The organism is Nonomuraea sp. NPDC049637, assembly GCF_040675235.1.
GTDB lineage: Bacteria > Actinomycetota > Actinomycetes > Streptosporangiales > Streptosporangiaceae > Nonomuraea.
Map to the genome: position 1 here is coordinate 32,468 of NZ_JBFAOM010000029.1, position 18,852 is coordinate 51,319.

General features: G+C 70.1%; 16 protein-coding genes. 4 read left to right on the forward strand and 12 right to left on the reverse strand.

Going from position 1 to position 18,852, the window contains the following annotated elements; translation table 11 throughout:
* Nucleotides 1-6: 6 nt before the first annotated feature.
* From AB0J71_RS32615 to AB0J71_RS32625, 3 genes are read right to left on the reverse strand one after another with little or no spacing between them, the layout of a single operon-like run.
* The gene (locus AB0J71_RS32615; RefSeq protein ID WP_364417638.1) at nt 7-813 is read right to left on the reverse strand and encodes a carbohydrate ABC transporter permease; all 807 of its coding nucleotides are present in this window, start codon (nt 811-813) and stop codon (nt 7-9) included.
* Nucleotides 810-1,745, reverse strand: coding sequence for a sugar ABC transporter permease (locus AB0J71_RS32620; RefSeq protein WP_364417641.1), 936 nt, complete (start codon nt 1,743-1,745; stop codon nt 810-812). The genes AB0J71_RS32615 and AB0J71_RS32620 overlap by 4 nt, the downstream gene beginning before the upstream one ends.
* Before the next feature lie 4 nt (nt 1,746-1,749).
* The gene (locus tag AB0J71_RS32625) at nt 1,750-3,042 is read right to left on the reverse strand and encodes an extracellular solute-binding protein (protein WP_364417643.1); all 1,293 of its coding nucleotides are present in this window, start codon (nt 3,040-3,042) and stop codon (nt 1,750-1,752) included.
* A 224-nt stretch (nt 3,043-3,266) separates the two neighbouring features.
* Here AB0J71_RS32625 and AB0J71_RS32630 point away from each other — a divergent pair, with 224 nt between their 5' ends.
* Complete coding sequence (locus AB0J71_RS32630) at nt 3,267-4,304, forward strand: LacI family DNA-binding transcriptional regulator (protein ID WP_364417645.1); 1,038 nt, start codon at nt 3,267-3,269, stop codon at nt 4,302-4,304.
* Between the two features lie 279 nt (nt 4,305-4,583).
* Here the strand turns inward: AB0J71_RS32630 and AB0J71_RS32635 are convergent, their stop codons facing one another.
* From AB0J71_RS32635 to AB0J71_RS32645, 3 genes are all read right to left on the reverse strand, one after another.
* Entirely contained in the window at nt 4,584-4,748 is a 165-nt protein-coding gene (locus tag AB0J71_RS32635) for a hypothetical protein (RefSeq protein ID WP_364417647.1), read from the reverse strand.
* Nucleotides 4,738-4,980, reverse strand: a complete 243-nt coding sequence (locus AB0J71_RS32640; protein ID WP_364417649.1) for a hypothetical protein — start codon at nt 4,978-4,980, stop codon at nt 4,738-4,740. Before AB0J71_RS32640 ends, AB0J71_RS32635 begins: the two co-directional genes overlap by 11 nt.
* Before the next feature lie 332 nt (nt 4,981-5,312).
* A complete protein-coding gene (locus AB0J71_RS32645; RefSeq protein WP_364417651.1) occupies nt 5,313-5,540 on the reverse strand; it encodes a hypothetical protein in 228 nt (75 codons plus the stop codon).
* Nucleotides 5,541-5,625: 85 nt separating this feature from the next.
* Between AB0J71_RS32645 and AB0J71_RS32650 the strand changes: the two genes are divergently transcribed.
* Nucleotides 5,626-5,913: a tyrosine-type recombinase/integrase gene (locus AB0J71_RS32650; protein ID WP_364417787.1), complete on the forward strand. Its 288-nt coding sequence runs from the start codon at nt 5,626-5,628 to the stop codon at nt 5,911-5,913.
* A 608-nt stretch (nt 5,914-6,521) separates the two neighbouring features.
* Here the strand turns inward: AB0J71_RS32650 and AB0J71_RS32655 are convergent.
* The 4 genes from AB0J71_RS32655 to AB0J71_RS32670 form a co-directional block, all read right to left on the reverse strand.
* Complete coding sequence (locus AB0J71_RS32655) at nt 6,522-10,007, reverse strand: hypothetical protein (protein WP_364417653.1); 3,486 nt, start codon at nt 10,005-10,007, stop codon at nt 6,522-6,524.
* A 154-nt stretch (nt 10,008-10,161) separates the two neighbouring features.
* Nucleotides 10,162-10,506 carry a hypothetical protein gene (locus AB0J71_RS32660; RefSeq protein ID WP_364417656.1) on the reverse strand — a complete coding sequence of 115 codons (345 nt, stop codon included), beginning with the start codon at nt 10,504-10,506 and terminating at the stop codon, nt 10,162-10,164.
* 486 nt (nt 10,507-10,992) lie between these two features.
* Complete coding sequence (locus AB0J71_RS32665; RefSeq protein ID WP_364417658.1) at nt 10,993-13,533, reverse strand: hypothetical protein; 2,541 nt, start codon at nt 13,531-13,533, stop codon at nt 10,993-10,995.
* Between the two features lie 50 nt (nt 13,534-13,583).
* Nucleotides 13,584-13,868, reverse strand: a complete 285-nt coding sequence (locus AB0J71_RS32670) for a hypothetical protein (protein ID WP_364417660.1) — start codon at nt 13,866-13,868, stop codon at nt 13,584-13,586.
* A 119-nt stretch (nt 13,869-13,987) separates the two neighbouring features.
* On the opposite strand from AB0J71_RS32670, the gene AB0J71_RS32675 reads away from it, so the two are divergent.
* Together AB0J71_RS32675 and AB0J71_RS32680 are read left to right on the forward strand one after the other, a co-directional pair.
* Nucleotides 13,988-14,536 (forward strand): helix-turn-helix domain-containing protein, encoded by a 549-nt coding sequence (locus AB0J71_RS32675; protein WP_352321246.1) that lies wholly within the window; start codon nt 13,988-13,990, stop codon nt 14,534-14,536.
* Nucleotides 14,537-14,558: 22 nt separating this feature from the next.
* Nucleotides 14,559-16,721, forward strand: a complete 2,163-nt coding sequence (locus tag AB0J71_RS32680; RefSeq protein WP_364417662.1) for an MMPL family transporter — start codon at nt 14,559-14,561, stop codon at nt 16,719-16,721.
* 60 nt (nt 16,722-16,781) lie between these two features.
* On the opposite strand, the gene AB0J71_RS32685 is transcribed toward AB0J71_RS32680, so the two are convergent.
* Both AB0J71_RS32685 and AB0J71_RS32690 read right to left on the reverse strand, forming a co-directional pair.
* Entirely contained in the window at nt 16,782-17,396 is a 615-nt protein-coding gene (locus tag AB0J71_RS32685; protein WP_352321249.1) for a TetR/AcrR family transcriptional regulator, read from the reverse strand.
* Nucleotides 17,397-17,523: 127 nt separating this feature from the next.
* Nucleotides 17,524-18,843 (reverse strand): MFS transporter, encoded by a 1,320-nt coding sequence (locus AB0J71_RS32690; RefSeq protein WP_364417664.1) that lies wholly within the window; start codon nt 18,841-18,843, stop codon nt 17,524-17,526.
* Nucleotides 18,844-18,852: the final 9 nt, after the last annotated feature.

The following is an 18,852-nucleotide window of genomic DNA, read 5'->3' on the forward strand; positions in this document are numbered from 1 at the left end:
CCCTTCTCAATCTTTGACGGCGCCTGCGGTGACGCCCGCGGCGACGTAGCGCTGGGCGATGACGAGCAGGATGGTCGCCGGGACGGAGGCGAACACGGCGGTGGCCATGATCGCGTTCCATTCCTGGTTGTTGTTGCCGATGTAGTGGTAGATGCCGAGGGTGATCGGCTGGTGGTCGCCGCCCTGGTCGAGGGTGGAGGCGAAGATGAAGTCCGACCAGGCCCACAGGAACGCGAACAACGACACGGTGATGATCGAGTTGCGGGAGACCGGCAGCACGATCGAGACGAAGGCGCGGAGCACTCCGGCGCCGTCCACGCGGGCCGCCTGCAGCAGCTCCTCGGGGATGCCCGACATGAACGTGGTGAGGATCAGCACGGCGAACGGCACGGCGAGGGTGGAGTCGGCCACGATCAGCCCGGGGACGGTGTTGAGCACGCCGGTGGACAGGAAGATGGCGTAGAAGCCCATCGCCATGATGATCCCGGGGATCATCTGCGCGATCAGCAGCACGAAGCTCAGCGCCCCGCCGCCGCGCGGGCGCAGCTTGGCCAGCGAGTACGCGGCGGGCGCGGCCAGCAGCAGGGTCAGCGTCACCGTGCCCAGCCCGACGACCAGGCTGGTGCCGAGGTAGGGAAGCTGCTGGTCGAGCACGGCGCGGTAGCCGTCCAGGGTGCCGTGGAGCGGGAACAGGTCCGGCGGGCTCTTGCGCATCGCGGTGTCGCGGGTGAACGACACGTTGATCATCCAGTAGACCGGGAACAACATCACGGCCGTCAGCACCAGCCCGATCAGGGTCTTGACGTGCCTCATGCCAGGGCCTGCCGTCGCTGCACGCGGATGTAGACCAGGCCGAAGACGAGGGCCGTCACGATCAGCAGGTTCCCCACGGCGGCGCCGGGCCCGAAGGAGGGCACCAGGTTGCCGAAGCCCAGCCGGTAGGACCAGGTGGCGAACGTGGTGGACGCCCCGCTCGGGCCGCCCTTGGTCATGATCCAGATGATGTCGAACACCTTCAGCGTGTAGACCAGCCCGAGCAGGACGGTGATCGCCGACACCGGCCGCAGCAGCGGGAACGTCACGCTCCAGAACCGCTGCCAGGCGTTCGCCCCGTCCAGCGCGGCGGCCTCGTACACGGCCGCAGGGATCGCCTGCAGCCCGGAGTAGAGCACCACCAGGTTGAACGGGATGCCGATCCAGACGTTGGCGATGATCACCGACCACAGCGCCCAGTCCGGCGAGGTCAACCAGTTCACCGGCCCGATCCCGAACCAGCCCAGCGCGGCGTTGACCAGGCCCGAGTCGCTGTTGAGCAGCCACGACCAGGTCGAGGCGGACACGATCAGCGGCAACAGCCACGGCACCAGGAACAGCGCCCGTAGCGTGGCCGAGAGCCGGAAGCTCTTGCTGAAGAACAGCGCCAGCGCCAGCCCGGCGGTGAACTGGAAGACCAGCGACACCAGGGTGAAGACCACCGTGTGCCACAGCGCCGGCCCGAAGGTGGCGTCGGCGAACACCTTGGCGTAGTTGGCGAGCCCGGTGAAGGGCGCGTCGCCCTGCACGAAGGAGCGCACGGTGTAGTTCCGCAGGCTCAGCTCGACGTTGCGGTAGAGCGGGTAGGCGTAGAAGACCAGCAGGTAGAGGACGACGGGGGCGAGGAACGCCCACGCCGCCCACTGACCCGACCGGCCGCGCGCCGCGAGGTGGCCCCTCGGGGCCGCCGATGTCTGCGTCACGTGGCTCATGCGGCTACTGGATCGCGCTCGTGGCCGCGGACTGGGCCGCGGTCATCGCCTCCTGCGGCGACTTCGACCCGCTCAGCGCCGCCTGCACCGCGCCCCACATCGGCTCGGAGATCTTCGGGTACTTGGTGCCCAGGTCGTCGCTGGTGCGGCCCTTGGCGGCCTTGACCGCCTCCACCCACACCTTCAGCTGCGCATTCTGCTCGATCTGCCTGGCCTGCACCTGCTCGGTGGGGGCGATGTAGGACAGGGTGGTGGTCGTGGTGAGCGAGTTGTCGCCGCTGGTCAGGCAGGTGACCAGCTTCTGGGAGGTCGGGTAGCGGCCGGTGTCGGACTGCACCGGCACGCTGACGAACTCACCGCCGGTCGGGGCGGGCGCGGTGCCGCCGTCCTTGGCGGGCACCGGGATGATGCCGTACGCGAAGCCGGCCTTGTCGGCGTTGGCCAGCTGCCAGGTGCCGTTCTCGGCGAAGGCGTAGTCGCCGCCGACGAACTCCTGCCAGCTGGTGGTCTGGGTGTTGTTGATGACGGAGTTGGGGGCGTAGCCCTTCTTCAGCCAGTCGCTCCACAACGCCACGGCCGAGACGCCCTCGGGCGAGTCGAGCGTGGTGAGGTTCGCGCCGGACCCCCAGAACCAGGGCAGGAACTGGAAGCTGCCTTCTTCGGTGCCGATCGCCGAGAACGTGATGCCCTTCTTCCCGGCCGCCTTCACCTTCTCCAGGGCCGCCGTGAGCGACGTCCAGTCCTTCACCGCGGCGATGTCGACGCCCGCCTTCTTCAGGACGTCCTTGTTGTAGTACAGGGCGAGCGTGTTGGCCCCGATCGGGATGCCGTAGGTCTTGCCGCCGCTCTGCCCCGCGGCCAGCAGGTTCGGCGCGACGGAGGAGACGTCGAGCTTGTTCTCCTCGGTCGTGGTCAGCACGCCGGCCTCGGCCAGCGTCGAGACCACCGGGTTGTCGACGATCAGCACGTCGGGCGAGTTGCCCTGTTGCGCGGCCAGCAGCGCCTTGTTGGTCAGGTCGCTGGTGTCGTAGCCGGTGCGCTCGACCTTCACGCCCGCCTGGGTGCCGCAGGTCTCCAGCAGCTTCACCCACGGGGAACCGCCGTCGTACTGCGGGTAGGGGTCCCAGATCGTGTAGGTCCCGCCTCCCGCGGCCTGATTCGCGCTGCTCGTGCTGCCGCCGCCACCACCGCTGTCGCCGCCGCTGCCGGACGACGAGCAGGCCGCCATGTTGCCCGCGGCGGCCAGGACCACCAGGCCCACGCCGACGACACGCCGGCTCCCTGCCGCTGAACTCATTGATCTACCTCCGCTGAGGGGGTGCCGCGACCTTCCCCGTTGGGTCGAACCGATTCGGCGAATCGATTCGACTGAAGATAGGGCTGCCCTGTCCGGGGAGTCAATGGGCGTGCGGCGCTCTTGTCGGAGCTGTTTCCCGGATCGCCAGGCGACTACATACCGACGTTCGAATTTCGTCCGCCCGGCCCTCCCATGAACCCATTCGACCTACGATGGTCGTCATCATGGGGACCGAAGGAGCGCGGGTGAACATCGGGGAGATCGCCCAGAGAGCCGGTGTGTCGCGCAGCACCGTCTCCTACGCGCTCACCGGCAAGCGTCCGGTCTCGCCGGAGACCAAACGGCGCATCCAGGCGGTCATCGACGAGCTCGGCTACCGGCCCAACGCCGCAGCCCGCGCCCTGAAGGAGGGCCGGACCCGCACCATCGGGCTGGCCATCCCGCCCGCCAGCCGCCGCCTGACCGACATGCAGCTCGGCTTCGTGGCCAGCGTGGTCGACGCCGCCGCCCGCGCCGACCTCGACGTCCTGCTGTCGCCGTCCGGCGGCGAGCACGACCGCTCGTTCGAGCGCGTCGTCACCGGCCGGCGGGTGGACGGCGTCATCCTCATGGAGATCCGCCTTGAGGACGACCGGGTCACCCGCCTGCGCCACAGCAGCCTGCCCTTCGTCGGCATCGGCCGCACCGGCCATCCGGACGAGATGTCCTGGGTGGACATCGACTACGAGTCACTGATCGCCAAATGCGTCGACCACCTGGCCGACCTCGGCCATAGGAAGATCGCCCTGGTCAACCGCAACGCCGAGCTCGTCGCGGCCGGGTACGGCCCCGGCCATCGCGCCCAGGCCGGGTTCGCCCGCGCCGTGGCCGCGCGCGGTCTCGAAGGCGTGCAGGTCTGCTGCGCCGACGACGCCCAGGCCGGGCAGGGATGCGTCGAACGGCTTCTGGCGGCCCAGCCCGGCCTGACGGCCATCGCCACCATCAACGAGGCCGCCGTTCCCGGCATGTACCGGGCGCTGAACCAGCGGGGCCTGACGGTTCCGGGGCATTTCTCCATCGTCGGCGTCGCTGCCCCGCACTGGGCCGAGAGCCTGCACCCGCCGCTCACCGCCGCCGACGTCCCGGCCGACGAGATGGGCGCCCGCGCGATGGAACTGCTCATCCAGAGCATCGCCGATCCCACCGTCGCCCCCAGCCACGTGCTGGTCGCTCCGCCGATCTCGTTGCGGGGCAGCACCGGCCCTGCGCCGTCGCGCGCCTGACCGTCCCGCTCCCGCGGCGGCACGAACGTCACCGGCCGTCCGCGCGCACCCGGTGTACCTTGAGCCGGAGGCCGACGTGACGATCCGCTGTCGGCACGATGTCCGGGACGTTTCCGGCTCTTGACCCTCGCCGAGGCGGGCGCTTATCGTCCCCTTCGAATCGATTCGCCGAATCGATTCGACTCCTCGCCCATTGCTCGAAGGGGAAAGGCCCATGGCCATGCTGTACCGCTTCAAAACTCCTCACGTAGGGCCTGAGCTGGGTGTTCTCCGGGGCAGCTACGCGGCTCGGTGGTACTCGTTGATCAGTCCGCCGAGCACCCTCCGGCGTTCGATCCGGCCTTCCAGCGGGACGGCGGTCTGCTCGTCGTGATCCGGTGGCCGCTGCGCGCGGGACTGGTGCGGCCGATGCCCGTTGTAGTGATCGACGTACTCACCAAGCACCGAGCACCGAGTGCAGATGCCGTTCGCCGTAGATCAGCATGCGGTCGGTGCACTCGGCCCGTACGGTGCGTACCCACCGCTCGGCGTAGCAGTTCGCCCGCGGTGTGCGCGGCGGGATCTTCAGCACCGTCACGCCCGCGCCGGCGAAGACCGCGTCGAAGGCACCGGTGAACTTGGCGTCTCGGTCGCGAATGAGGAAGCGAAAGGATCTGACCCGGTCCGCGAGGTCCATGAGCAGGTTGCAGGCGCCTGCTGAACCGTCCAGGCTCCGGTCGGGTGGGCGGTCACACCCAGGATGTGCACGCGCCGGGTGGCGACTTCCATCACGAACAGCACGTACAGGCGCATCAAGGAGACCGTGTCGACATGGGAAGAAGTCGACGGCCAGAAAACCATGCGCCTGAGCCCGCAGAAAGGTCCTCCACGAGGTGCCGGTGCTTCGCGGAGCCGGGCCGACCCGCCGGCTGCGAAGGATCCGGCGTACGGTCGCTTCGCTGACCTGGTAGCCGAGCCGGATGAGTTCACCGTGCACTCGCCGATACCCCCAGGCCGGATTCTCCCGCGTCAGGCGCACCAGTGACCCCGCAGCCCGGGCGGCAGGAGGCGTGTCAGCGCGGATAGGAGCGCTCGATCGGCCCAGTCCCGCTTCGTCCGGGTGACTTGCCTTCGCAGTGTCGCCACCTCATGCCGCAGCACCATGATCTCGACGTCCTCGGCCGCCTCGCTCCGGCCCCGCAGCGCCAGCCAGCCGAACACCCGGATCATGATCAGATACAGGAGACGGACAGACATAAGAGCCAATCTTGCCCACACCGCCGCATCAGCCCGACCTGCCGGTCAAGCACCCTGCGACGACTTTTGAAGCGGTACAGGTCGCATCAGCACCGCGGTCCTCCGCGACGCGACGCACTGGGACGAGGTCGTCACCCAACTCGGCTACGAACATCTTCGCCGTCACGATCCCCGCCACACCGGACTGACGTGGATGGCCGACGCCGGGGTCCCCGTCCATGTCCTTCGCAAGATCGCCGGCTACGGCTCTCTGACGACTACACAGCGCTACCTCCATCCAGACCTCGGCGCCATCGCCGAGGCCGGGAATGCGCTCAGCGCGCACATGGCGGCGACGTGGTCCCCAAGTGCTCCCCAGCTGCGAGTTGCCTAGGAGATCACTCTCAAGATCGCGGAATGAGAAAAAGCCGATTGACCTGGTCTTATGCCCAAGTCGATCGGCCTTTCGCAACCGTCGGGACGACAGGATTTGAACCTGCGACCCCTTGACCCCCAGAACGTGGGAGTAGGCGTTTCCGCACGTCAAGCGCACCCCTGCACTGAGCTCGACATTCGCCGACCTGCATGTTGTCTCACGAACGGCATAGCGTGTGGTCCCAAACTGGTCCCAAGAAATCACGCCTCAGCCTGTCCCGTGCGGGCCCACGCCGAGCGCGAACAGGATGCAGCGATTGACGGACGGTCACTCTGAGCCCTTCCAGCCTTCCCTTCGCCTGTGGTCCCCGGCCGAAACGGGCACCCTTGGGCTTTCCTCTGGGCTCCGCACCCCACGGTCACCCGCGACGCACGCCAGAGCGGGGACAGGTCTCAGACACTGACCTGGATCACGGTCCCGACATCGCCGGACCTCCTTTCTCGTGATCACTCACAACGTGCGACCTCATGTCGCAACCGAACGTGTCCCCAGCCGCCATCTCGGCCCACAACCCTGCAGAACCTGGATTCTGGCTTGTCGGCGCTACTTGGCGGCTGGGAACACCTTCAGGAGGAGGACGCCAAGTAGGCGGAGGCGGCGGCGCTGAGCGCCGACGGATCGGCGACGGCCAGCGCCTCCAGGGGCGTGTCCCATGGGGCGAGGTGAAGGACGAAGGCGATGAGCCGCCGTACCACGTCCGGCCCCCCGGCTTCGGCGACCGACAGGATGGCACGCGCTCGCCGCTGCGGGTGGACGATCAGGGCCGCGTGCTCGGCGAGGGAGGCGAGCAGGTGCGTCAGATCTTCGGCGTGGGCGCTCGCACCGGCCCAGCCGACGTTCCCGGCGAACGCCCGCAGCCGTTCGTTGATTGCGCGTTCGCCGTGGTCGTGACCGTGGGCGTGGGCATGGGCGGCGCCGTGCCGGGTCTGGACGGGGCCGCCCGGCCGGCCGTCCCCGGCAGACGCCTCGGAGTGCGGTGCGTCCGTCCCCGAGCAGGCCGACGCCAGTTCGGCCAGGAGCCGGGAGCTCTCCGCGTCGTCGTGGGTACGGCGCGCCAGCGTCCGCGCCCGGTCCGCGAGGCGGCGGGCGCGGTCGGGCTGGCCCGCCGCGGACAGCGCCTTGACCAGCTCGATGAGCGCGCGGGCCTGCGCCGTCGCGACGATGATGGAGGGGGCGAGGATCTCGGCGCGGTCGAAGTGTCGGGCATTGGCCAGGGCGATGACCAGCGCGGTGAGCGTCCGGTCGCGCGGCGCGGGTTCGGGGATGGCAGTGAGGCTCTCCTCCGCGCGAGTGAACTGGCCAGAGGCGATGTACGCCTCGCTGATGCAGACCAGGGCGTGCCCGGCGCCGGAACCCGGGAGGGAGCGGGCCAGGGCCTCGGCGCGCACCGGCTCCCCAACCGTGGCCAGGACCCTGGCCAGCGTCATGACGGCCGGCGCGTTGATCGCCGCGCCCGCCTGCGCTCGGGACGCGGCCCTGACGGCGAGCTCGTGCGCGGTCTCGGCCTGGCCCGCGCCCAGCAGGGCCTCGGCCACCTCGATCACGTTCCCGATGTCCCCCCGGGGGTCGGCGGTGATGGCGGTCCCGACCTCGACGGCGAGGCCACGTGCCTGGTCGAGGTCGCCGGCCGCGACGAGATTCTCGATCAGGCGGACCATGCGTCGCGCCTGATGCCCCGGGTCGACGCCGGCGCGGACCATCAGCTCAGCCCGGGCCGCCAGGTCGCGGGCCTGCTTCAGCTCACCGGCAGCTGCCAGCCGCTTCGCCTGCTCGGCCGCCACCCATACCCGCCAGTGGGCGTCCTCGATCGAGGCGGTCAGCGCCTCGGCCCGTTCCGGCTCGTCCGAGCCAGTCGCGGCCACGGCCAGCGCGGCCAGCGCCTGCATGCGGGCCTGCGCCTGGGTGAAGGACCGGGCCAGGTCCCAGGCGTCGCCAAGGCCCCACAGCCGTTCCCACGCTGAGGCCAGCCGCGCCAGTGCGCGCGCACCCTGACCGGTTTCCGCGACGGCCTCGGCCACGTCCCGCGCGCGGACGGCCAGGTCGCGCGCCCGGTCGAGCTCACCAGCGGCCACCAGGACGTCGACGAGCTCGATCATGGCCCAGCCCCGCCAGCCCGGATCGCGGAGGGACAGGGCCATCGCCTCAGCCCGATCGAGGTCACCGCAGGCGGCGATGGCGCCCACGAGCTCCACCCGGGCCCACACCCGCCAGTAGGGGTTGGTGACGGATCCGGCCACGGCCTCGGCCCCCGCCAGATCGCCGACGGCCGCCCTGGCGCGAATCACCTCGATCGACGCCCGGGTCCGTTCCCCCGGGTCATCGATGGCCGCGGCCGCCGCCCCGGCCCGGTCGGCGACCCGGCGTGCCCGTTCGAGATCGCCGCCCGTCCAGGTCGCCACCGCCTGCTCGACCAGGGCCCATACCCTGCGGTAGGGATCTGCGAGCGAACCGGCCAGCGCATCGGCCCGGCCGGCGTCCCCGATGGCCACAGCCGCACGGATCAACGCGACCCGCGCCCGTGCCCACTCGTCGGACAGACTGATCGCTTCTTCCTCGGCCAGGTCGAGGAGCTTTCGTGCCTGACCGAGGTCCCCCGTCTCGGCCCGCGCGCCGGCCAGTTCCGCCAGGGCTTCCACCCGGCGGTGGCGGTCGGTGATGGACCGGGCCAGAGCCTCGGCGCGCACGGGATGGCCAAGCATCGCCCAGGCCGCGGGCAGGTTGGCGGAGACGTTTGTGTTGCGCTGGGTGAGGTGATCGCGCTGCGCGGCGAGGACGAGCATGGTCGCCAGGTCCGGGTCCCGCCACAGGCAGATCACGCCCTGCGCCGTCGCGATCTCGTTGAGCGCGGCGATGTCCCCGCCGGTGATGTCCAGGATCCGCTCGTGCCGGGCCTGATCCAGCGCGCACGCGATCAGGCGGTGGTCGTCACGGGTTTCCGCGAGGAGCTGGAAGTAGCCGTGCAGCAGGTACTCGGGAGTGTCCGCCGGCCAGCCTCGCCCGCGATAGCCGTCCGCCCAGACGTGCAGCCGCTCGCGGAACTCCGCCAGCCGCCCGTCGCCGAGGTAGCGCAGCGCGGCCGCGCGCAGGTCCTCATGCGCAAGCACGTAGACGACCACTCCCGCGTTCGGCTGCCACAACGGGCTGCGGCTGGCGAACGTCCGCCCGGCCACCGTGTGCAGCCGCTCCTCAACCTCCCACTGCGACAATCCGGTGAGGGCGGCCAGATCCGACCCGCTGAGCCCGCCGCCGGCCGCGGTGACCAGCCCCAGCAGGTCCCGCTCCACCGGGGCGCCGTGCAGCAGGCGTTTGAGCTCCCGTTCGGCGTCCATCCTGATCACCCGGGCGTGCGCGGAGGGCTCCAGGCAGCGCGCGACCCGCAGGTCGCGCAGCGGATGATCGTACGGGACGTCCCTCGGGACCGGCGGGTCAGGCCGCCCGGCGACGACGATCCGCGCGCCCGCCGGTGGCCTGGGCGGCAGCAGGGCGGCGATGCTGTAGGCATCGGGCCCGGACACGACCCCCTGGTCCTCGTCGATGCCGTCGACGACCAGGACGAGACGCTGCCCGTCGTCCCGGCAGCGCCGGGCCGCCATCTCCAGCAGGCCGAGAAAATGGGCCTCACGCGTGGCATCGGTCAGGAAGGCGGGCATCGGCTCGGCGGCGATCTCGGCGAGCTGCTCCATCACCACGTTGGTGAACGCGACCCGGTCGGCGTGGCCGGCGAAGCGGGCGGTGATGAAGAAGGACGCGATGCGCAGCCCGGCCGGCGGATGGAGCGCGAACCAGGACATCAACGCCGACTTGCCCGCCCACGCCGGCGCCTGCCACCACTGGTAGGCGGGGCCGTCCGCGGCGGTGCAGAAGGCGGTCAGCTGCGCCAGCTCCCGCTCGCGGCCGATCAGCTCCACGGGAGCGATGCGTGCGACCTGATGCCGGTAGGCCGACCGGGGCACCGGCGCCGGCGCCAGGTGGATGTCCCCGGTGTTGATGCCGCTGATGGCCACCCCGTGCGAGGCCAGGGCCTGGCCGGTCTGCCTGGCAGTGCCCCTCATCCCCGGCACCGGTTTCCCCTCGCCCTGCGAAACATTCATCGATCACCCGGTCTTCGGTGTGGTTCTCCGGCGGCTGCGCCATCCATGCTGTCTCACGCGCGGGGGCCTGGCGGCGCCGGCCCGCGCGGCTCCCCGGCTCCTGGGGGCGGTCGTGTCAGTCCAGGTGGAGACCGGTGTTGGCGTCGCCGCGGCCGGAGGCTCGCGCGTCGCCGGTATGGTCGACCTGCACCTCGCCGGCCACGGCCGTGGTCCCTGACACGCCGGTGTTGGCCGTGCCGCCGTTGGCCACCGCCCGGCCGGTACGCGAGACCCGGACGCGGGTGCGAGCGGAGCTGGGCAGCGCCGCGTATATCCCGACACCGACCGCGGCCAGCCCAGCCAGGGCGGACAGGGAGCTCGCCAGCTTGTTCGCGTCGTCCCAGCGCAGCACCGCCAGCACCACCGCCGCGATGACCACCAGGGCCGCCGTCACCAGGATCACCGTTCGTCGTGCGTTCACAGCGGCATCATCGTCCCTCGCCTGCCCGCGGGACAACGCCCGGTCGGATGGCCGACCGGACCGTCATGTGGGAGGCGGGCCGCAGGGCGCGGGTGTGTGCTGGTCTCCGTCGGGCCTGCGCGATCATTGTGGCCCGGTGGCCTCGAACAACTTCTCCGCCTCCATCAGCGCCTGGCCGAGGGCGCCGGGGCTACGGCCCCAGCCCGGCCACGAGGTCGCCCACGCCACACCGGCGGGGCCGCCTCGTGCAGCGCCTGCGGAATTCGGGGCGCGGCAGGTCACCGCGGAGCACCTGGTTGACGGCCGGCGTTCGCAGTATGCCGAGTCGGCGAGGCTCTCGTACCCACAAGATCGGCAGCGCATTGTTCCCCCAGGTCAAGGGTACCTCTCGCCTTTTGGGAGGGTCAGGTTCGGGGTCTCCGTAGCATCCGCCGAACATCCAACGCATTTGGCTGACCAGCAGAAACGGTGGCCCGGGCTGCGGGCTCATCGGCTGGTGACGCCGGGCCCGCTGCTGGCCTGGCATCGGCGTCTGATCCGACGCCGATGGACGTATCCGAGCCGCTCCGGCCGCCCAAGGACGAGCAAGGAGATCCGAGAGTTGGTGGTGCGCTGGGTCTTCCAGTAGCCGTGTGAACGCGGGTCACGCGTCGGCGTGACCTCGGTGACCGTGGTGCTCGCGGCGGCGGTGACCGGCGGGAAGGTGCAGCCCTTGGCGTTGCCGTACACCACGGAGGCCGTGTCGGTCAGCCGCGCGCCGGCCGTGTGCAGCAGGCTGGGCCTGGCCGTGAACTGCACGGCCAGCTCTGCGCCGCCGGCCAGGGTGTCGGTGAGCGTCACGCCGGTGGCGGTGCCGCTGCCGACGTTGGCGACCTTGAGGTCGATCGTCATCTCCTCGCCGGCGTTCACCGTGGCGGGCGCGGTCTTTGCCAGGGTGAGCCGGGGCGCGTGGACCCTGGTCGCGGCCTGAGCCGTGTTGTTGCCGGTGTTCGCCTCGGCTCCGCCTCCCGCGTCCGTCGCGGTCGCCGTCGCCTTGTTGGTCAGCACGGCCGCGTCGGCGGTCTCGCACGGGATCTCGTAGGTGAAGGTCTGCGTGGTGGTGCCTTCCTCCCCGAGGTAGGGCACCTGCCGCTTCTGGTCGGGGCCGGTGGGCGGGCTGTCGACGGCCTCGATCGAGGCCGCGGTTCCCGAGCCGACGTTGTTCAGTTTCACCTGGTAGGTGAGGGTGTCGCCGGGTTCGGCGTCCGTCTTGTCCACGCTCTTGGCGACCTCGACGTCGGGGTCGAAGCGGTTGAAGAAGCCCAGGTCCTGGTGGATCACCGCGTCGAAGTCGAGCTCTCCGTCCGCCGAGCCGCCCACTCCTGCGCAGGCGGGTGAACCGGCCGGGTAGTCGCTGCAGGCCCAGCCCTTGTCGTCCGGGGACCCGGGGCCCCTGAACCTGATCGCCGCCCAGTCGTCGTGATCGTTCGGGGGGCTGCGCGTGCCGCTGTTGTTGATGTCCTGGCCGATCTGCCCCGTCTCGAAGAGGGGGGCGTTGGTGCCCGGGGTGGTGCTGTCGTTCCAGTTGAGCGGGCCGTTGCCGCGCCCGGCTCTGAGGAGCCGCGGCCCGGTGGGGGCCCGGCGGTTGTCGGTCCACCAGAAGGTGAAGTCGGTGCCGTCGGAGATGCCGTCGTTCTCCAGCAGGCCGGTCTCGACCAGCGGAGGCAGCTTTCCGCTGGAGAAGCCCAGCCGTACGGCGCCCTTCTGCCACTCGCGGAAGTGGTCGACCAGCAGCGGTGGCGGGCTGTTGGGGATGTCGTCGCCCGAGTCGGTGGTCTGGAGCGTGGCGTCCCCCCGGTAGTCGAGACCGAAGTCCGCGACGCAGACGATCCGCCACGTGCCGAGGGTGACAATGAAGTCCTTGTTGTTGTCCCGGGTGGGCTCGCAACATTCGCCGGAGGTGCCGGGGTCGTTGAAGGTGCTCCCGTTCTCTGTGCGGACGAGGTCGTGAGCGAAGATTGTGTAGTGCGCGTAGGGCGCCAGCTCCCCCGGCAGGTTCGCGGCGCGGGCGTTGCGGAAGTCGGCGTTGTTCTCCAGCCCCATGAACCGCTGGTGAGGGATTCGCACGCCCGGCCGGTGGATGAAGCCGATGCCGTCCCGCCGGGTCCCACCGGGATAGGGGCAGGGGTTCGTCGCCTTGAACGGGGACGCGTCGAGCACGTCGCGGACCAGTTTCACCGCCCCCGGCTTGATCTCGTGGGAGTGCCTGGTGGCCGGGGTGAGGTCCTCCATGAAGTCCGTCTGAAGGATCAGGTTCTTCCGGCACGGATCGGCGCCCATGGCGGGAAGGTCCGCCACCATCGCGCCCGTGTGATCGCGGACGCCGTGGAGCTCGACGGTGTCCGGGATGCCGTCCGCGTCGACGTCGTTGAGGACGCTGATGCCGAGCCGGGTGATCCTGCCGTCGTTGTCCAGCGGATATCCGTGGTCGCCGTCGCCCTCCACGCAGCTCTGCCCCTTCGGCAGGCCGTTGGAGTGCGTGCAGGGCCTGCCGTACACGAAGGAGTCGTCGTCCCCGGTCAGGGCGCCCGTCGTGAAGTTGTAGACGAGGTTCAGTTCGAGATCGTCGTTCTTGGGGTTGATGTCCATCCGGTCGTCCTCGGTGTTCAGCCCTGAGTCCCAGTCCCACATCGACACCGTGATGTCCACGGTGTCCTTGGTGGCGGGCAGGTTCGCGTTGGTGAACACCCAGCCGTTCGGCGCCTCGGGCAGGCCCAGAGGCTCGAACTCGTCGTCCTCGATCCTCGGTCCCGTCTCCACGGGGCCGTCGCCGATCTGCACTCTGGGGAAGTAGTCCCCGTCACCCTCGCCGCCGCCGTCGGGGTCCTCGACCTGGAAGAGGTAGTCGATGGAGAAGGTCAACGAACGGTTCAGGGCCGCCGCCGCGGCGGACGGCATGACCAGCGGCGGGGTGACGGATGACAGCAGCCCTCCGAGCGTGCCGATCATCCACCCCCTGCGCGCTCCACGTTCCATAAAGGTCGCCATGAAACGCATGCTCCTCCGGACGGGAACGAGACTGCCTGAGTACGCACTACTCAATCCCGTTCAGAACCTACGATCCCGCGCGGAAGGAGTCGCCAGGTCCCGATCTCCTCCACCGTCAGCCTGCGGGCGATGATCGCGGCGTGGTCCACCGCGCCGGGCAACCGCTGGCCGCCGATCTGGTCGGCGCCGAAGCGCAGTGACCTGGCGGCGCCCGGTGATGCCGTCGGAGGTGGCCTTGCGCACGCCGTCCATATAGACGGTGATCGCGCCGTCTCATGGCGCCCCTGGAGCCATGCGCGCACCCGGTCCGTCGCATCGAAGCCGAGCACCACCACACTCGCAGCTACTTTGCATCTGATGACCACGGACCCGAGCGGAGGGCCGTGAGGAAGGCCACAGTCGAATCCTGTCCGATCGGTCAGATCTGACCGATCGGACAGTTATGGTTGAGGGCATGGCACGTCCCGCTTCCGCCCTGCGCGGCCACATCCTGGACTCGGCGTTGAGTCTGTTCGCCACGCGTGGATACAAGGGCACCTCACTGCACGACATCGCTCAGGTGGTCGGCTGTTCGAAGGCGTCCTTGCTCTACTACTTCGTCAGCAAAGAGGCGATCCTCGCCGAGCTGCTGACCCCCGCCGGTGAAGGGCTGGGAGAGCTGGACGCCCGGCTTTCCGGGCTTGAGGGAGACCAGGCGGTGGACGCGGCCGTCACGGGCTTCGTCGATCTGGCCATGAGGTTCCGGCGCGAGGTAAAAGTCCTGTTCCAGGACATTCCCGCGCTGGCCGGTCATCCGGCTCTGGGTGCCGTGCCCGCCGTCGTGGGGCGGCTGATGACCGCGATGGTGGACGGCTCGACCGAGTCCCGGGGCCTGGTCACCGCCTACATGGTCATCGGCGCGGTATCGGTGACCTGCGCCAGTGACATACCGGTGCCGGACGAGGACCTGCGTGCCGAGCTGATCGACGGCGCCCTGCGCACGCTCGGCCGCGACCCCCGCTGAACTTCGAGGAAAGACATCCTTCATGGCTTCTGTGCTGTATCGGCTCGGCCGGTTCTCCTTCCGCCGCCGAGGGCGTGTGCTGGCCGTCTGGCTGCTCCTGCTCACCTTGCTGAGCGGGGCGGCCGCCGCCTTCATGGGTCCCACCACTGACAACTTCTCGATCCCCGGCACGGAGTCCCAGCGGGCGCTCGACTCCCTGCGGGTGCAGTTCCCGCAGGCCGGTGGCGTGACCGGAACCATCGTCCTCGCCGCGCCCGAAGGACGGGAACTGGACAAGGCCGCGGTCGCGGCCGTCGTGCGGGAGGCCGGTGGAGTCCCCGGTGTGATCGCCGCCATCGATCCCTTCACGGCCGGTTCGGTCACTCCCGACGGCCGCTACGCGTTGGTCCAGGTCCAGTTCGACACCCCGGCCGACGAGGTCAGCGCGGCGCAGCGTACGGCGTACGAGCAGGTCGGCGCCTCCGCGCGCGGGCTCCGGGCGGAGCACGGCGGCGAGATCATGAAGGCGGGAGGGGAGATCGGCTCCACTGAGGCGCTCGGTGTCCTGGTCGCCGCGGTGGTCCTCCTCATCACCTTCGGTTCTCTGGTGGCCGCCGGCATGACGCTGCTGAATGCGCTGATCGGCGTCGCGGCCGGGATGGCCGGGCTGTTCGCCCTCAGCGGGGTGCTGGAACTGACCGGCACCGCGCCCATCCTGGCGTTGATGCTGGGGCTGGCCGTGGGCATCGACTACTCGCTGTTCATCACCTTCCGCTACCGGCAGTACCTCACCGAGGGTGAGGTTGCGGAGGAAGCCGCCGGGCGTGCGATCGGCACCGCGGGTTCCGCTGTGGTCTTCGCCGGCGCCACCGTCGTCATCGCCCTGGCCGGCCTCTCCGTGGTCGGCATTCCCTTCCTGAGCGTCATGGGGCTGGCCGCGGCCGGCACCATCACCCTGGCGGTGCTGGTCGCCCTCACCCTGCTCCCCGCGATGCTCGGCTTCGCCGACGCCCGCGTCCTGCCGCGTAGGCAGCGTGGCGGGCGGATGCCCGCCCCCGGGCCCGAGGGCTTCGGGTACGCCTGGGGCCGGCTCGTCACCCGGCTGCGGATCCCGATCCTGCTGGTCGGCGTCGCCGGGCTGGGCGCGCTGGCCCTGCCCGCCCAGGACATGCGCCTGGCCCTGCCCGACGCCGGCACCGCGGCTTCCGGTTCGGCGGCCCGCGAGGCCTACGACCTGATCAGCGAGGGATTCGGGCCCGGCTTCAACGGGAGGCTGATCGCCGTCGTCTCCGGCGACGACGCCCAGGCCACCAGCATGGCCGCCGAGCAGGCCGCGCGGCTGATCGAGTCCACGGACGGTGTGCTCCACGTCTCCCCGCCGCAGCCCAACCAGCAGGGCACCACCGTACTGATGACCATCACCCCCAAGGCCGGCCCGACCGACGCGGCCACAGAGCGGACCGTGCACTCCATCCGGGAGCGCGTGGCCGCCGTCCAGGGCGCCACCATCGCCCTGACCGGCGCCACCGCCATCGGCATCGACGTGTCGGCGAAACTCGCCGAGGCGATGCCCGTCTACCTGCTGCTCGTCGCCGGGCTGTCGATCCTGCTGCTGATGCTGGTCTTCCGCTCGGTGCTGGTGCCGCTCAAAGCGGCGCTGGGCTTCCTGCTCACCGTCGGCGCCACGTTCGGCATCACCGTGGCCATCTTCCAGCAGGGGCACTTGGCCGACCTGCTCGGCATCGACGTCCCCGGGCCGCTGGTGAGCTTCCTGCCGATCCTGCTCATCGGGATCCTGTTCGGCCTGGCCATGGACTACGAGGTCTTCCTCGTCTCCCGGATGCGCGAGGACTTCGTGCACGGCGACAGCCCACGGCAGGCCACCGTCAACGGCCTGGGTCACAACGCCCGCGTCGTCACCGCCGCCGCGCTGATCATGGCGGCCGTGTTCGGCGGTTTCGTGTTCATGGACGATCCGATCATCAAGTCCATCGGATTCGCGCTGGCCGTCGGCGTGCTCGTCGACGCGTTCGTCGTCCGCCTGACCCTGGTGCCGGCCGCGATGTCGCTGCTCGGCCGCGCGGCCTGGTGGCTGCCCCGGCCCCTCGACCGGGTCCTGCCGAATCTCGACATCGAAGGCGAGAGCCTGCGCGGGAACGAGGCCGACCGGCAGCATGCCGACTCCACGAACGCCGTCAAGGCCTGACAACCGATCAAGTGGGCGAGGCCCGCACGGGCTTCGCCCACGGTTCCGGCCAGGGCGGCGCTAGCCCTCGATGATCAGGTCGCGGCGCAGGATCCGGATGAAGGCGCCCATCGCCGCGACCATGTCGAAGGACTCGTCGAGCAGCCACTGCTCCTCAAGGCCGGTGATAGTGCCGATGATGAGCGACGCCACCGCAGTGGGGTCGGCATCCGCGCGTACGTGCCCGGTAGCGACGCCTTCCTGGACCACGGCGGCCAGATGGGCGCGGAACGTGCGGACACGCTCCCGCGCCCATTCCAGCGCGATCTCCGGGAGGTCGTTCGAGCCGAAGGCGCCGAGATGCCCCATGCGGGTGAGCTCGCGGTTCTGCCGGCTCCGCCTGACCATGTCGTCCACGATCTCCAGGGCGCGGACCATGGCCGGCCCCTCGTACTCGCGGCCGACCTCGACCGCGTCGAATGTCTGCCGGTCGCGTTCGGCAAGCACCTCGGCCAGCAGAGCTTCCTTGGTGGGGAAGTGATGCAGCAGGCCGGACTGGGTGATCCCGGCCTGCCTGGCGACGGCCGCGAGGGAGGTCCCCCGGTAGCCCTGTACCGCGAACAGCCTGAGGGCGGAGCTCACGATCTTGGCGCGCCGGGCGGCACCGGCTCGCTCGGCGTCATGCGTCTTCGCCATCCGTCGTTCCTGTCGTCCGGGTGCCTCGCTCGACGCAGGCGGACATGGTTGCGCAAGGCCCAATTTCTTCCGCGACAGCCTACCGTTCACCCGCGTGGCCGGCCGCTCGGGAGGGCGCCTTGCCCCGTCAGCGCACTCTCTTGATCGGAAGAACCGCCAGAGCGCCCGCGCCCGCGACGATCGCCACCACGGGATACAACGCCGCGTACCCTCCGAAGATCGTGACGATGCCGCCGGCGGCGACGGGCGCGATCGTGTTCGGCAGGGTAGCGGCGATGTTGATCACGCCCAGATCCTTGGCGTGGTCGTCCTCACTGGGCAGGACCTCCGAGACGAGGGCCTGGTCCACCGAGATGAAGACACCGAAGCCGATGGTCAGGACGACCGTCGAGATCATCAGACCGGCCACACTCGGCAAGATCAGCGGGAACAGCGCCGATGCGGCGATGATGAGCCCGCCGACCAGGACGATCGGCTTGCGCCGGCCCACACGGTCCGACAGGAGCCCGGACACCGCGATGGCGATGATGAACCCGGGCAGGCCCATCAGTCCGATCAGGGGAACCAGCCGCGCGGCCTCGGTGAGGCTCAGGCCGATGTACTCCTGGGCGATGTAGATGTTGAAGGTCTGCACCATGTAGTAGCCGCCGAAGATGAGCACGCGGCCCAGGAACGCCCAGAAGAAATCGGGATGGCGCAGGGGATTGACCCAGAACGCCTTGAGGAAGGCCCGGATGGAGAACGCCGGCCGTGCCACACCGCGGTTGTCGGTGTCGGGATTGACCACGACGAACACCACGATGATCAGCAGGATGACGCCCGCGAAGCCGGCGTAGCCGACGGGGATGCGGGTGGCGAAGGCGGAAGCGAGGACCGGGCCCGCGATCGCCGCGGCGATCGCGCCGAGCCCGGTGAGCGTCGAGTACCGTCCGCGCAGCCGGGAGGGCACGCGGTCGGGCAGGATCGCCGCGAGCGGGCCCTGGAGGGCATTGAAGCCGAGTTGTACGGCCATCATGACCACGACCAACTGAGTCACGGTCGTCGACAGTCCCGCGGTGATCAGCCCGACGGCGCCGAAGAGGGCTCCGGCCAGCATCCATGGCGCACGTGCGCCGAAGCGCGTACGGGTGCGATCGGACAGGACGCCGACGAGCGGCTGGATGATCATCGCGGCGAGCGCGCTCATGGTGTTGACGATGGTCAGGTTCTCGACCTTGGCCGTGGTGTCGATGGCCTGCACCTGAAGCGCCAGGAAGTAGGCCGAGACGGCGTAGCCCAGCGGTGCGGCGGCGCTGACGAACGGCACGGTGACGAACAGCCGCCGCAGACCGCGCTCCTCCCCGTGCCGGTCGCCGGGTCCGGACAACTCAGGAGGCGCGGGCGCGGTCGAAGAGACGCCGGCCGCGTGAGTCTGCGGCGGGGACTGGGGCGGGAGCCGCTCGTCCATCGAGATGTC

Excerpts from the sequence above, each read along its gene's own strand:
- AB0J71_RS32615 (WP_364417638.1), bottom strand. The coding sequence starts at position 813 with ATGAGGCACGTCAAGACCCTGATCGGGCTGGTGCTGACGGCCGTGATG.
- AB0J71_RS32620 (WP_364417641.1), bottom strand. The coding sequence starts at position 1,745 with ATGAGCCACGTGACGCAGACATCGGCGGCCCCGAGGGGCCACCTCGCG.
- AB0J71_RS32625 (WP_364417643.1), bottom strand. The coding sequence starts at position 3,042 with ATGAGTTCAGCGGCAGGGAGCCGGCGTGTCGTCGGCGTGGGCCTGGTG.
- AB0J71_RS32630 (WP_364417645.1), top strand. The coding sequence starts at position 3,267 with ATGGGGACCGAAGGAGCGCGGGTGAACATCGGGGAGATCGCCCAGAGA.
- AB0J71_RS32640 (WP_364417649.1), bottom strand. The coding sequence starts at position 4,980 with ATGGACCTCGCGGACCGGGTCAGATCCTTTCGCTTCCTCATTCGCGAC.
- AB0J71_RS32645 (WP_364417651.1), bottom strand. The coding sequence starts at position 5,540 with ATGTCTGTCCGTCTCCTGTATCTGATCATGATCCGGGTGTTCGGCTGG.
- AB0J71_RS32655 (WP_364417653.1), bottom strand. The coding sequence starts at position 10,007 with ATGAGGGGCACTGCCAGGCAGACCGGCCAGGCCCTGGCCTCGCACGGG.
- AB0J71_RS32665 (WP_364417658.1), bottom strand. The coding sequence starts at position 13,533 with ATGGCGACCTTTATGGAACGTGGAGCGCGCAGGGGGTGGATGATCGGC.
- AB0J71_RS32675 (WP_352321246.1), top strand. The coding sequence starts at position 13,988 with ATGGCACGTCCCGCTTCCGCCCTGCGCGGCCACATCCTGGACTCGGCG.
- AB0J71_RS32680 (WP_364417662.1), top strand. The coding sequence starts at position 14,559 with ATGGCTTCTGTGCTGTATCGGCTCGGCCGGTTCTCCTTCCGCCGCCGA.
- AB0J71_RS32685 (WP_352321249.1), bottom strand. The coding sequence starts at position 17,396 with ATGGCGAAGACGCATGACGCCGAGCGAGCCGGTGCCGCCCGGCGCGCC.
- AB0J71_RS32690 (WP_364417664.1), bottom strand. The coding sequence starts at position 18,843 with ATGGACGAGCGGCTCCCGCCCCAGTCCCCGCCGCAGACTCACGCGGCC.